The organism is Streptomyces viridochromogenes, from assembly GCF_001270495.1.
GTDB lineage: Bacteria > Actinomycetota > Actinomycetes > Streptomycetales > Streptomycetaceae > Streptomyces > Streptomyces viridochromogenes_A.
Genome location: NZ_LGUR01000230.1, coordinates 45,989 through 58,542, shown reverse-complemented (window position 1 = coordinate 58,542; position 12,554 = coordinate 45,989). Strand labels below are relative to the sequence as shown.

At 71.5% G+C, this 12,554-nt stretch carries 12 protein-coding genes; 8 read left to right on the top strand and 4 right to left on the bottom strand.

Annotated features, from left to right (window positions below):
* The first annotated feature begins 7 nt into the window (after positions 1-7).
* From ADK36_RS33820 to ADK36_RS33805, 4 genes are all read left to right on the top strand, one after another.
* Positions 8-922, top strand: a complete 915-nt coding sequence (locus ADK36_RS33820) for an alpha/beta fold hydrolase (RefSeq protein WP_053200183.1) — start codon at positions 8-10, stop codon at positions 920-922.
* Positions 915-1,415 (top strand): DoxX family protein, encoded by a 501-nt coding sequence (locus tag ADK36_RS33815; protein WP_053200181.1) that lies wholly within the window; start codon positions 915-917, stop codon positions 1,413-1,415. Before ADK36_RS33820 ends, ADK36_RS33815 begins: the two co-directional genes overlap by 8 nt.
* Positions 1,412-2,242 (top strand): NAD(P)-dependent oxidoreductase, encoded by an 831-nt coding sequence (locus tag ADK36_RS33810; RefSeq protein WP_053200179.1) that lies wholly within the window; start codon positions 1,412-1,414, stop codon positions 2,240-2,242. The genes ADK36_RS33815 and ADK36_RS33810 overlap by 4 nt, the downstream gene beginning before the upstream one ends.
* Positions 2,243-2,330: 88 nt before the next feature.
* The gene (locus ADK36_RS33805) at positions 2,331-2,927 is read left to right on the top strand and encodes a TetR/AcrR family transcriptional regulator (RefSeq protein ID WP_234329973.1); all 597 of its coding nucleotides are present in this window, start codon (positions 2,331-2,333) and stop codon (positions 2,925-2,927) included.
* Here ADK36_RS33805 and ADK36_RS33800 read toward each other — a convergent pair.
* The gene (locus tag ADK36_RS33800) at positions 2,903-3,769 is read right to left on the bottom strand and encodes an NAD(P)-dependent oxidoreductase (RefSeq protein ID WP_199830302.1); all 867 of its coding nucleotides are present in this window, start codon (positions 3,767-3,769) and stop codon (positions 2,903-2,905) included. The genes ADK36_RS33805 and ADK36_RS33800 overlap by 25 nt on opposite strands.
* Positions 3,766-6,237 carry a glycoside hydrolase family 3 C-terminal domain-containing protein gene (locus tag ADK36_RS33795; protein WP_234329972.1) on the bottom strand — a complete coding sequence of 824 codons (2,472 nt, stop codon included), beginning with the start codon at positions 6,235-6,237 and terminating at the stop codon, positions 3,766-3,768. Before ADK36_RS33795 ends, ADK36_RS33800 begins: the two co-directional genes overlap by 4 nt.
* Positions 6,238-6,472: 235 nt before the next feature.
* Here ADK36_RS33795 and ADK36_RS33790 point away from each other — a divergent pair, with 235 nt between their 5' ends.
* The 4 genes from ADK36_RS33790 to ADK36_RS33775 all read left to right on the top strand — a co-directional run bounded on the left by ADK36_RS33790 (position 6,473) and on the right by ADK36_RS33775 (position 11,115).
* The gene (locus ADK36_RS33790; protein WP_048580181.1) at positions 6,473-7,756 is read left to right on the top strand and encodes an aromatic ring-hydroxylating oxygenase subunit alpha; all 1,284 of its coding nucleotides are present in this window, start codon (positions 6,473-6,475) and stop codon (positions 7,754-7,756) included.
* A gap of 50 nt (positions 7,757-7,806) precedes the next feature.
* Positions 7,807-8,136, top strand: coding sequence for a hypothetical protein (locus ADK36_RS33785; protein WP_048580180.1), 330 nt, complete (start codon positions 7,807-7,809; stop codon positions 8,134-8,136).
* Entirely contained in the window at positions 8,136-9,419 is a 1,284-nt protein-coding gene (locus ADK36_RS33780) for a metal-dependent hydrolase family protein (RefSeq protein ID WP_053200175.1), read from the top strand. Before ADK36_RS33785 ends, ADK36_RS33780 begins: the two co-directional genes overlap by 1 nt.
* A gap of 91 nt (positions 9,420-9,510) precedes the next feature.
* A complete protein-coding gene (locus ADK36_RS33775) occupies positions 9,511-11,115 on the top strand; it encodes a GMC family oxidoreductase (RefSeq protein ID WP_053200174.1) in 1,605 nt (534 codons plus the stop codon).
* Here ADK36_RS33775 and ADK36_RS33770 read toward each other — a convergent pair.
* Positions 11,096-11,830, bottom strand: coding sequence for an alpha/beta hydrolase fold domain-containing protein (locus ADK36_RS33770; protein ID WP_053200408.1), 735 nt, complete (start codon positions 11,828-11,830; stop codon positions 11,096-11,098). The genes ADK36_RS33775 and ADK36_RS33770 overlap by 20 nt on opposite strands.
* Positions 11,820-12,539 (bottom strand): enoyl-CoA hydratase/isomerase family protein, encoded by a 720-nt coding sequence (locus ADK36_RS33765; RefSeq protein ID WP_053200172.1) that lies wholly within the window; start codon positions 12,537-12,539, stop codon positions 11,820-11,822. Before ADK36_RS33765 ends, ADK36_RS33770 begins: the two co-directional genes overlap by 11 nt.
* Positions 12,540-12,554 lie beyond the last annotated feature (15 nt).

The following is a 12,554-nucleotide window of genomic DNA, read 5'->3' as shown; positions in this document are numbered from 1 at the left end:
TCGTGGCATGACCTCACTCGACCCCGAACTCACCACCGCCGTACGCCGGCAGGTCGTCGACGTGCACGGCGTGCCGGCGTCCGCGCTGGTGGCCGAGGTGTCTCGCCCGCAGGCCGTGATCGTGGCCCTGCACGGAGGCGCCACCACCTCCGCCTACTTCGACCACCCCGGACACCCGAGGCTCTCCCTCCTGCGCACCGCCGCCGCGGCCGGCTTCACCGTCGTCGCTCTGGACCGCCCCGGCTACGGCAGTTCGGCCGGACACGAGGACCGGATGCGCACGGCCGAACAGCGCACGGACTTCGCGCACGAGGCCGTGGACGCGCTGCTGAAGGAGCGCGAGCGTGGCCTCGGTGTGTTCCTGTGGGCGCACTCGGCGGGCTCCGAACTCACTCTGCGCATGGCGAGCGGCCCGCGACTCGGAGACCTGCTCGGCCTTGAGCTGGCGGGTATGGGCCGGGTGCACCACCCCAGGGCCGTAAGGGCGATGGAGGAGTGGCGACGTGACCCGGCCCGCACCCGGCCGAGCCTCCGCCACGCGCTCTGGCACCCGCCGCAGGCCTACGCGCCCGACGTGCACGGCGGACAGCGGATCGGTTCTCCCTCGCCCGCCTACGAGGGCCACCGTGAGGGCTGGCAGGAGGACTTCGCCCGGCTGTCGGCACGCGTCGCGGTCCCCGTCCACATCACCCTCGCCGAGCACGAACAGGTGTGGGTCAACGGGCCGGAAGGGCTGTCCAACCTGGCCTCGATGTTCACCGGCTCCCCCCGCGTGGTGCTCCATGAACAGGCGGGGGCCGGCCACAACACCAGCGTGGGCCGCACCGCCCTCGCCTACCACCTGCGTGTCCTCGCCTTCGTAGAGGAGTGCGCGATCGGCGTGCAGGCGCTGCCCACGGAACGGGGGCGGCGCGATGAGTGACGCATCCGACGCCGCGCTGCTGGCCGTCCGCCTCCTGGTGGGCGTGGTCATGGTGGCGCACGGCTGGAACCACTGGCGCGGCGGGGGCGGTATCAAGGGCACCGCCGGCTGGTTCGCCGGTCTCGGCCTGACCCGGCCGCGGCTCCAGGCCTGGCTGAGCGTCGTCACCGAGATCGGCGCGGGCGTCCTGCTTGTCCTCGGGCTGCTGACCTCGCTGGCCTGCGCGGCCGTGCTGTCGGTGATGCTGGTCGCCGGCCTGCTCGCCCACCGTACGCACGGCTTCTTCGTCTTCAAGGAGGGCTACGAGTACGTCCTCGTCCTGGGCGTGCTCGCCGTGGCGTTCGGCGCGTGGGGGCCGGGGGAGTACGCGGTGGACACGGCGGCCGGCCTCGAGGTGACCGGGTGGGCGGGCGCCGGTGTCGTGCTCGGGGTGGGCGTGGTGGCGACCGCGGGGCTGCTCGCCGTGTTCTGGCGGCCGCGGAGGACGACATGAGCAGGGCACGCGCACGCGTGGGCTTCATCGGACTGGGCAGTCAGGGCGCGCCCATGGCCCGCAGGATCGTCGAGGCGGGACACGAGACGACCCTGTGGGCACGCAGGCGCACCACGCTCGCCCCGTTCGCGGACAGCGGGGCCAGGACGGCCGGATCGCCCGCCGAACTGGCCACCGCCAGCGATCTGGTGTGTCTGTGCGTCGTGGACGACGCCGACGTCGAGCAGGTGGTCACCGGTCCGGACGGCGTCCTCGCCGGGCTGCGCCGCGGTGGGGTGATCGCCGTCCACTCCACCGTCCACCCCGACACCTGCCGCCGTCTGGAGGCGCTGGCCCGGACGTCGGGTGTCTCCGTCGTGGACGCACCGGTCAGCGGCGGCGGCCGGGCCGCCGAACAGGGCACCCTGGTCGTCATGGCGGGCGGCGACCCCCAGGTCTTCGCCTTCTGCCGCCCGGTGTTCGACACCTACGGCGACCCCGTCGTCCATCTCGGGCCGACCGGCTCCGGCCAGATCGCCAAGATTCTCAACAACCTGCTGTTCACAGCCCACTTGGGACTCGCCGCCGACGCGCTCGGGCTTGGAGGCACCCTCGGTCTGGACCGCACCGCGCTGGGCCGGGTCCTGCCGCGCGGCAGCGCGGCCAGCTTCGCGCTGGACCGGGTCTCCGACGCGGGCGGCGGCCTGGACCGCATCGCCGCCCACGCGGGCGGTCTGCTCGCCAAGGACGTCCGCCTGTTCGGCGAGATCGCGGACAGGGCGGGCGTACGCGACGCGGTGGTGCTGCGGAACGCCGCCCTGTCCGCCCTTGCCGCGATGGGACGTTGAGAGGGATCCCGTACGCCCTCTCGACCTGCGCCGACTCGCGTGCGTACGGTGTGCGGGCACCTCTCCAACGACGGAAGGGCACGACGTGGTGTCGGGGCGGCGTGAGCAGGTCCTGGAGGCGGCACTGGAGGTCCTGGCCGCCCGCGGATTCAAGGGCACGTCGATCGACGCGGTCGCGGAGCGGGCCGGCCTCACCCGGCAGGGAGTCCTGCACTACTTCCCCAGCAAGAAGCGGCTGCTGCTGGAGCTCCTCAGCTTCCGTGAGGAGCTCGCCCGGGAGAACCTGGCGGGACGGCGGGTCGGCGAGGACTGGGCGGGCGACTTCGCCGAGGCCGTCGCCTTCGAACAGAGTCATCCGTCGCTCGCCACCGTGCACAGCGTGGTGCTGGCCGAGGCGGTCACCGGCCAGGAACCCGCCGCCGGTTACATCCGGCAGCGGTGCCGTTCCGTCCAGGACCACCTCGTCGCGAGCCTGGTCGAACGATACGGGGAGCGCGTACCCAGCGGGCTCAGCGCGCCGACCGCCGCGGCCGCCGTGCTGGCACTGGTCGAGGGCGTCCACCAGCTGTGGCTCGTGGACCCGGAGGCGGACCGGTATCCGCAGATCGTCCGCGAGACCGTGGCGGTCCTCCTCGGTACCGACGCCGCGGACACGGAGGATCAGTCCCCGGCGACGAAGGGGTAGATGCGGGTGAAGTCGGCGCCGGGTTCCGCGGCGGTGAACGCCTCCCACACCGAGCCCGTCACCGCCCCCATGGTCCGGGCACCGCTCAGCCGTCGTACCTCTTCCAGATACAGCCGCACGTCCTTGGCCATCAGCGCGTTGCTGAACCCCGAGGCGTAACGGCCGGTGAGCACCTCGCTCGGGAACTTGTCCGCACTGGCCCCGCTGCGTCCGCTGGAGGCATTGAGCACCTCCACCATCACGGCCGGGTCCAGCCCCGCGGCCCGCCCGAAGGCGACGGCCTCGCTGGTGGCCGCGAGTGCGGTCGCGGACAGGAAGTTGTTGGCCAGCTTCAGCGCCTGTGCCTGCCCGGGCCGGTCGCCGACCCTGCGCCTGCGGTCGCTGAGCCCGGCCAGCACCGGTTCCACATGGGCGCAGTCCTCGTCCGTCCCGGCGTACATGACCATCAGGGTGCGCCGGTGTGCCCCGACGATCCCGCCCGACACGGGCGCGTCCACGTACGCCAGGCCCATCGCCGACAGCACACGGGCGGCCGTCGTCCCTACCGTGGACGTGTCCACGACGTGGGTGACCTGCCGGTCCCCGGCAGCCGCGAGGTCCCGCACCACCTCCTGGCAGACGCCCCCGTCCGGCAGGCTGAGTACCACCGTCGCGGCCGCCCGCGCCACGTCCGCCGGGCTCGGGGCCCAGCGGGCGCCCAGCGGGGTGCGCGCGGGCCCGGCGGCGTCGTACGCCACCACCTCGAACCCGGCCCGGACCAGGTTGGACGCCAGCGCGCCGCCCATGGTGCCCAGACCCACGAACCCGACCGGGCCCGGTCGCGCGCCGGATCGCCCGGTCACCGTCCCTCCCGGGCGCCGCGGACCTCACGGACGGTGACTTCGCGGTGGAGCGGCAGGTCCCGGGAGGACGAGCCCACCCAGACGTCCCGGGAGCCGGTGCCCGTGACCCAGCCGTCCGCGGCGCTGTCCCAGTACTGGAGTTGCCGCTCGGCCACGGTGACCGTGACCCGGCGGGACTCGTCAGGGCCCAGGCGGACCTTCTGGTACCCCACCAGCTTCCGCGGGGGCTGCTGCGCGTTCCTCACCTCGGAGCTGGGTCCGAGGTAGATCTGCGGGACTTCCTGGCCGGCGCGTTCACCGGTGTTCTTGATCGTGAAGCTGACGCTCAGCCCTCCGGGCCGCGGCGTGACCTTCAGGCCGCGGTAGGAGAACGTCGTGTAGGACAGCCCGTAGCCGAAGGGAAACAGCGTCTTCATCCTCTGCTGGTCGTACCAGCGGTGGCCTGTCAAGACACCCTCGGAATACTCCTCCTGCCCGTCGACGCCCGGGAAGCGTCGAGGCATACCGCTCACGATCGTGTGCGCGTCGTCCAGCGGGAAGGTCTGGGTGAGCCTGCCCCCTGGTGCCGCGTCGCCGAAGAGCAACCGCGCGGTGGCGGTCCCGCCCATCTGGCCGGGGTAGTGCATCTGCAGCACGCTTTGGACCGAGCTCAGCCACGGCATCGTGACAGGTCCGCCGGTGTTCAGGACGACGATCGTGTTGCGGTTGGCCTTGGCGACCGCCGAGACGAGGGCGTCCTGGTCGTGAGGCAACGCCAGCGTGGTGCGGTCCGCGCCCTCTGTCTGCTCGTTGTAGGCGAACACCACAGCGGTCTCGGCCTTCCTGGCGGCGGAGACGGCCGCCGCCAGGTCGGCCCGCGCGGCCTGAGGTGGGGTCCAGGTCAGTTGCACCTGCATTTTCGGGTCGGTGCCGTAGCCCTTCACCTTCACACCGATCTCGTGTTTCCCCGCCTTGAGGTGGACACGTGCGGAGGTGCCGGTGAGCGTGTCGGTGCGGTAGCTGTTCGCCTCGGCGACCTTTCGGCCGTCGACGGTCAGCGACCGGTTGCTCACCGTCGAGCGGATGCTGATCAGGTAGTCGCCGTCCTCGGGCGCCGTCAGCGTGCGTGTCTGGTCGTAGGTCTTGGTCGTGAGCGCGTTGTCTCCGGTGTGGTCGATGGCTCCGCCGGAGAGCGCCGAACCGGGGATCACCGTGCCGATGGTGTCGACGCCCGGACGGTAGGAAACCTTCGAGCCGCTTCCGGCGCGCTTGGCGATCTCCTCCCGTGGCACGGGCACGGTCGTGGGGATCACCGAGGAACTGCCTCCACCCCCGATCACGGGCGCGACGGCCGGGGTGCCGATGACCGCGATGTCCCGGGCCGCACGCCGGCCGAGCGGCAGGGCGTCGCCCTTGTTGCGCAGCAGGACGGCCCCGTCCTCGGCCACCCGCTGGGCGACGGCGTTACTGGCTGTGGCGTCGAATCGGGGACGTGCCGGCAACGAGCAGCCCGGCACGGGCCCTTGAGGGGATGCGCAGCGCAGCAGACCGAACCTCTGCATGGTGCCGAGGATGCGGGTGACGGACCGGTCCAGAGCCGTGACCGGGATCGAGCCGTCCTGTATCGCGGCCTTGAGCGGCGCACCGAAGTAGTCCGGCCCTATGGGCGGACCGGGCATGTCCTGGTCGAGTCCGCGGAGGATGTCGGTCGTGGCGCGGGTTCCGCCCCAGTCCGACATCACCCATCCGCCGAATCCCCACTGCTCCCGCAGGATGGAGGTCAGCAGGGTGTCGTTGCTGCAGGCGTGCGCGCCGTTGACCTTGTTGTAGGAGCACATGAGCGATCCGGTACCGGCCTTGACGGCTGCTTCGAATCCGGAGAGTTCCACCTCGTGGAGCGCCTGCTCCCCGACGTCGGCGTTGATGGTCTGGCGATCGGTCTCCTGGTTGTTGGCCGCGAAGTGCTTGGTCGTGGCGATCAGACCCTCGTCCTGGATGCCGCGGACCTCCTGGCTCACCATGCGGGAGTTGACGAGCGGGTCCTCGCTGTAGGACTCGAAGTTGCGGCCCGCGTACGGCACGCGGATGGTGTTGACCATCGGAGCGAGCACCACGTCCATGCCCCGGGCGCGTCCGTCGCGGCCGAGGACCCTTCCGTACTCACGCGCCAGCCGGTCGTCGAAGGAGGAGGCCAGGGTGACCGGTGCCGGCATCGCCGTCGAGGAGGGGGCGGCGCGCGTACCGGCCGGACCATCGCTCATCCGCAGGGGCGGAATCCCGAGCCTGGCCACTCCGGGGATGTATCCCGACGCACCGATCTCCTGTCGCTGTGGATCGTCCCATCGGCCCTGGACGAACGACAGCTTCTCCTCCAGGGCCATCTCCGCGACCAGCTGCGAGAGCCTGTCGGGGGAGTTCGCCGCGGGCCGTCCGGAGTGGCCCGCGGGAGCGACTCCCAGCACGGCGACACCGGACACGGTGATCAGCATGCTGGTGAGCCGAAGCCTTCTCCTACGGCCCGATCGGGTCGTGTTCGTGCGGCGTGTCGCCATCGTCCCTCCTGCATGCACAGAGCTGTGACGCCAGTGATACGAAGCTACCGGCATGCGGAAATGAACTCAACGCCTGAGACCAAAGCACGTTGACAGTATGTGAAAACGCTATTCTCAAAATCGAGACTATTGTTATCGTGACTGGGGTCACCCCGAGTGGAGGTTCCGACCCATGGCACACTTCCCCAAGCCCGCCGAGGGCAGTTGGACCGAGCACTTCAAGATCGACACCGGTCCCGTCTCCTACGCGGACTCGATCTCGCCGGAGTTCTACGAGCTGGAACGGGACGCCGTCTTCCGCCGGACCTGGCTGAACGTCGGGCGCGTCGAGCAACTCCCGCGCAAGGGCAGTTACTTCACCAAGGAGCTGGACGCTGCCCGGGCGTCCGTCGTCGTGGTCCGCGGCACGGACGGAGAGGTGCGCGCCTTCCACAACGTGTGCCGTCACCGCGGCAACAAGCTCGTGTGGGACGACTACCCGCGCGAGGAGACCAAGGGCACCTGCCGGGCCTTCACCTGCAAGTACCACGCCTGGCGCTACGACTTGGAAGGCAAGCTCACCTTCGTCCAGCAGGAGTCGGAGTTCTTCGACATCGACAAGTCGAAGTACGGGCTGATGCAGGTGCGGACGGAGGTGTGGGAGGGGTTCATCTTCGTCAACCTCGACCCGGAGAACACCACGCCCCTCAAGGCATACCTCGGCAAGTTCGCGCAGGGCATCGACGGCTACCCGTTCCACAAGCTGACCCAGGTGCACAAGTACCGCGCCGAGATCGGCAGCAACTGGAAGCTGTTCATCGACGCGTTCGCCGAGTTCTACCACGCGCCGATCCTCCATGCCGGCCAGTACGAGTCGGGCGAGGCCGCCAAGATCAAGAAGTACGGCTACGAGGCGCTGGCGTACGACATCGACGGCCCGCACAGCATGGTCTCCTCCTGGGGCGGCATCGCGCCCCCCAAGGAGAAGGCGATGGTCAAGCCCATCGAACGGGTCCTGCGCAGCGGACTCTTCGGCCCGTGGGACGCCCCCGACATCGGCATGACGACCGAGGAGCTGCCGCCGGCGATCAACCCGACGCGCAGTGAGGTCTGGGGGATGGACTCGTTCGTGTTCTTCCCCAACTTCATGCTGCTGATCTGGCGGCCCAACTGGGTGCTGACCTACCACTACTGGCCGACCTCGTACAACACCCACATCTTCGAGGGGACCTGCTACTTCGTCCCGCCGAAGAACGGCTTCGAGCGGCTCCAGCAGGAACTGGCCGCGGTGACGTTCAAGGAGTACGGCCTCCAGGACGGCAACACCCTGGAGGCGACCCAGACCATGCTCGAGTCGCGCACGGTGGACCAGTTCCCCCTCTGCGACCAGGAGGTCCTGCTGCGCCACCTGCACACCACCGCGCAGAGCTACGTGCGCGACCACCAGCAGCAGAACTCCACGGCACCCGCCTCCTGAGCACCCTCCGCCCGAAGACGCCCGCCGAACAGACAACGGAGACCTTTGACATGGGCAACGTCTTTCCCCCCGGCTTCGCCGCGCTGGAACCCTTCGCGGACTGGGCGGTCCGCGGCGAGCGGGCCCGCTACGCCAAACGCGTCAGCAGCACCATGGAGGAGCTTCAGGCCTTCTACGACGTGGCGTATCCACTCCTCCAGCAGAACACCGAGTACCTGGAGAACCTGAGCCTCGACGACATCGGCGAAGAGGACAAGCACCTGCTGTGGGCGTTCTGCGCACTGGTGACCGTCGCCTTCCCGGTGGAGGCGTGGGGCCAGCCGAGGGTCCCGGACAGCGGCCCGTCCAGCATCGACGCCGTCATCGAACCCGCCGTGTGATGGCCGCGCGGGAACCCGGGCAGGCCCCCCGGGAGAAGACGCCGCAGCCCCCCGTGCTGCTGCGCGCGGCGCGGCTGCTGGACATCGACAAGGGCGAGATCGCCGAGCCCGGCGAGGTGCTCGTGGTGGGCGAGCACATCGCCGAGATCCGGCCGGCCCGGCTGCCGGAGGGCACGGTCGTCCGCGACCTCGGGGATGTCACCCTGCTGCCGGGCCTGATGGACATGGAGGTCAACCTCTTCCTCGGCGGGCCCGACCACCGCAGCCCGCTGATCCCCGTCCAGGAGGACCCGGCCGTGCGGACCCTGCGCGCCGCGGCCAACGCCCGGCGCACGCTGCGGCGGGGCTACACCACCGTGCGCAATCTCGGTCTGTTCGTGCAGACCGGGGGAGTGCTGCTCGACGTGGCGCTGAAGAAGGCGATCGACCTCGGGTGGGTCGAGGGCCCGCGCGTGGTGCCCGCCGGGCACGCGATCGCCCCGACCGGCGGACACCTCGACCCGACCATGTTCCAGGCGTTCGCCCCCGGGGTGCTGCCCCTCACGGTGGAGGAGGGGATCGCCAACGGGGTGGCGGAGGTGCGCAAGGCGGTCCGCCACCAGATCAAGTACGGGGCGCGCGTCATCAAGGTGTGCGCCTCCAACGGGGTCATGTCGCACACCGGCCCCGCCGGCGCGCAGCAGTACTCCGACGAGGAGCTGCGTGCCGCCGTCGACGAGGCGCACCGTGCGGGGCTCAAGGTCGCCGCGCACTGCATGGGCGACTCGGCGATCCGGGCCGCCGTCGAGGCGGGGATCGACTGCATCGAGCACGGTTTCCTGGCGAGCGACGCGACCCTCGACCTGATGGTCGAACGAGGTACCTTCCTGGTGGCCACCACCTCGCTCACCGAGGGCATGGACACCGCGCACGCGGACCCGGCGCTCCGGGCGAAGGCCGCCGAGGTCTTCCCACGCGCCCGGGAGTCCACCGCCCGCGCGATCCGGCGCGGGGTCAAGGTCGCCCTGGGCACCGACGCCCCCGCCATCCCGCACGGCAAGGGCGTCATGGAACTCCTCGCCCTGGCCGACCGGGGCATGCGGCCGGTCGACGCCCTGCGCGCCGCGACGACCGTCGCCGCCGAACTGATCGACGCCGGAGACCGGGGCCGGATCGCCCCCGGACTGCTCGCCGACGTCATCGCGGTGCCCGGCGATCCGCTCACCGACCTGTCCGTCACCGGACGGGTGTGCTTCGTGATGAAGGGCGGCCGGGTGTACCGCGACGACACCCCGGGCTCCTGACCCGCTGCCACCACCTGGCGGCGCCGCGCGGGAAGCCGAGGAGGGGACCGCGCGGCGCCGTCGCGTCCTCTCACCCACAGAGAGGACCGTGATGTACGACTACGTCATCGCCGGTGCCGGATCGGCGGGCTGCGTCCTGGCCGAACGGCTCTCGCGCGAACCAGCGGTACGCGTGCTGCTCGTCGAGGCGGGCGGCGCCGACCGGCACCCCTACCTGCGCATCCCGAAGGGCGTCGGCAAGCTCTTCGGCGACCCCGCGTTCTCCTGGCACTACCGCACCCGCCCGCTCCGAGAGGGCGGCAACCCCGAGGTCTGGGTCCGCGGCAAGGTGCTCGGCGGATCCAGCTCCGTCAACGGCATGGTCTACAACCGGGGCGGCCGCGCCGACTGGGACGGCCTGGAGCGGCTCGGCAACCCCGGCTGGGGCTGGGACAGCGTCCTGCCGGCCTTCCAGGCCATCGAGGACAACGCCCTGGGGCCCTCACCCACCCGCGGTACCGCCGGCCCGCTGCACATCTCCACGGTCCGCGACCCGGACCCGCTGTGCGATGAACTCATAGCCACAGGGGGCGCGTTCGGGCTGCGCCCTGTGCCGGATGTCAACGAGGAGGACGGCGAGCGGATCGGCTACACGATGGCCACCATCAAGGCCGGACAGCGCTTCAGCGCGGCCCGCGCCTTCCTGCGCCCCGCGCGCTCCCGCCCGAACCTGACCATCACCCGGGACACCACTGTCACGAGAGTGCTGTTCGACGGGGACAAGGCCGTCGGCGTCCGGGTACGCGGGGCCGGCGGGCAGGAGCAGGACGTCCACGCCCGGCACGAGGTGATCCTGAGTCTCGGCAGCCTGGCCACGCCCCGATTGCTCCAGCTGTCCGGCATCGGCCCGGCCGAGGTGCTGCGCGCCGCCGGTGTGGAGGTACGGCTGGACCGTCCCCACGTCGGTGCCCGGCTGCGCGAACACCGCTGCCTGGCCCTGCGGTTCCGCCTCAACGCCCCGCTCGGCGTCAACCGGTACCTGGCCACTCCGGCTGCCCAGGCTCGCACCGCGGCCGCCTACCTGCTCACCCGCCGGGGTCCGCTGGCCCGTCCGGCCTACGACGTGATGGCCTTCCTCAAGTCACGCCCGGACCTCGAACGGCCCGACACCGAAGCCCTGCTGGCCCCCTGGTCCCTCGCCGCCCTCCGGCCGGGCAGGCCGACGGGAGTGGAGAAGGAGCCCGGGGTCTCGGCGTGCGCGATGGTCCTCAGGCCCACCTCCGAGGGGTCGCTGGCCATCACCTCCGCCGACCCCGATGCCGGACTGGACATCGACCCCGGCTACTTCTCCACGGAGTACGACCGCCAGGTCGCGGCGGACCTCTTCCGCCGGCTGCGGGACTTCTTCGCCACCGACCCGATCGCCTCCCGCATCCGGCACGAGATGTTCCCCGGACCGGACGTGCGGTCCGACGCCGAGGAGGAGATCGTCCGCTCGGCGCTGGACGGCGGCTACTGCGGTTTCCACGCCATCGGCACCTGTGCGATGGGCCCCGGAGCGGACGACGTGACGGACGGGCGGCTGCGCGTGCGGGGCGTCGACCACTTGCGGGTGGTCGACGCGTCCGTCCTGCCGACGATGGTGTCCGGAAACCTCAACGGGCCGGTGATGGCGATGGCGTGGCGCGCCGCGGAGTTCATCCGCGACGGGGAGTGACCAGCCCGTTCGGGCACCACGCCCGCAGGAACTGAGCCGTCGCCTCCAGCTGCCTCAGGCCCTGAGCGGCGGAGTCCTCGTGGATCCGCATGTCCACCGCGACTCCGGAGTGCGCCGCCCGGGTCGCGAAGGACAGCGTGTCGTCGAGGAGCACCTCCGTGCCCGCCGCGTGCAGCTGGAGCGGCGGTAGCCCGTGCAGGTTGCCGTGCAGAGGGCTGAGCATCGGATGGTCGCGTGGTGTCGTGCCCGCGTATGTGGCCGCGCGGATGGGCAGTGCCTCGGCGTCCACGGTGCGGTCGGCCGCCGAGTTGAGCAGCAGGCTCGGCGCGTCCAGCATGAAGTCCAGCACCGGTGAGGAGAACACCGCGCAGGTCGGCAGTGTCACGCCCGCGTCGCGCAGCCGCAGCAGCAGGCCGGCGGCCAGGGCCCCGCCGAGCCGCTTGCCCGCCACCGCCGCCGGACCGCCGGCGTGGCAGTGCTCCCAGGCCGCCCACACGTCCTCCACGGCCTGCGGGAAGCGAGGCCGGTAGCGGGCGCAGACGACCGCGTACCCGGTGAGCCGGGCCAGTTCCCGGGCGGTCGGCAGTGCGTCCTGCGGGGTGCCCGCGAGCCGCGGATCGCCATGCAGGTACAGCACCGTCTGTGCCACGGCCACGCCCTCGGGGCGGACCTCGGGGCCGAAGGGCCCCTCGTCGACACGTACTTCACTTACCACGGGACATCACCCTTTCCGCCGCTTCCCAGTGCTCCTCGGACACCCACAGCCGGGCGAACGCCCCGGCGGCCTCGCGCGCCGGTCGGGTCCGGGTGGTGAGGTTCTTGATCTCGCGCGCCTGCGGAGTGGCCAGGGCGCGGGCCATCTCCCGCCAGCCGCCGGCGAACTGCGCGCGGGGCAGGACCAGATCCACCAGCCCCAGCCGCTCGGCCTCGGCCGCCTCCAGTACCCGCCCGGTGCCGGCCAGCAGCAGCGCCCGCCCGGGCCCCACCAGCCGCGCCAGCCGCTCGGCACCGCCCCAGGCGGGCACGATGGCGAGCTTCGTCTGGGTGAAGCCGATCCGGACGTCGTCGGCGGCGATCCGGATGTCGGCCGCCACGGCCACCTCCGCACCGCCCCCCAGCGCGTGCCCGTTGAGTGCGGCCACCACCGGTCCGGGGAACGCGGCGATCCGGTCGCACAGCGCCCGCATCCGCAGCGCCATGTCCGCGGCCTCGCGCTCGGTGCGCAGTCGCGCCAGCTCCTTCAGGTCGCCGCCGGAGACGAACGCCTTCTCGCCCGACCCGGTCACCACCAGTGCCCGTGCGCCCTCGGTCGCGTCCAGCGCCTTCTCCAGTTCGCCCATGGTCTGCGGGTCGATGGCGTTGCGGGCGTGCGGACGATCGATGGTGACGACGGCCAGGCCGTCCTCCAGCTCCAGCTCAACCATGCGCGGCCTTCCGGT

Bases quoted from the DNA above. Each gene is read 5' to 3' on its own strand.
- ADK36_RS33815 (WP_053200181.1), top strand. From the start codon at position 915: ATGAGTGACGCATCCGACGCCGCGCTGCTGGCCGTCCGCCTCCTGGTG.
- ADK36_RS33820 (WP_053200183.1), top strand. From the start codon at position 8: ATGACCTCACTCGACCCCGAACTCACCACCGCCGTACGCCGGCAGGTC.
- ADK36_RS33790 (WP_048580181.1), top strand. From the start codon at position 6,473: ATGGCACACTTCCCCAAGCCCGCCGAGGGCAGTTGGACCGAGCACTTC.
- ADK36_RS33785 (WP_048580180.1), top strand. From the start codon at position 7,807: ATGGGCAACGTCTTTCCCCCCGGCTTCGCCGCGCTGGAACCCTTCGCG.
- ADK36_RS33775 (WP_053200174.1), top strand. From the start codon at position 9,511: ATGTACGACTACGTCATCGCCGGTGCCGGATCGGCGGGCTGCGTCCTG.
- ADK36_RS33810 (WP_053200179.1), top strand. From the start codon at position 1,412: ATGAGCAGGGCACGCGCACGCGTGGGCTTCATCGGACTGGGCAGTCAG.
- ADK36_RS33765 (WP_053200172.1), bottom strand. From the start codon at position 12,539: ATGGTTGAGCTGGAGCTGGAGGACGGCCTGGCCGTCGTCACCATCGAT.
- ADK36_RS33780 (WP_053200175.1), top strand. From the start codon at position 8,136: ATGGCCGCGCGGGAACCCGGGCAGGCCCCCCGGGAGAAGACGCCGCAG.
- ADK36_RS33795 (WP_234329972.1), bottom strand. From the start codon at position 6,237: ATGCTGATCACCGTGTCCGGTGTCGCCGTGCTGGGAGTCGCTCCCGCG.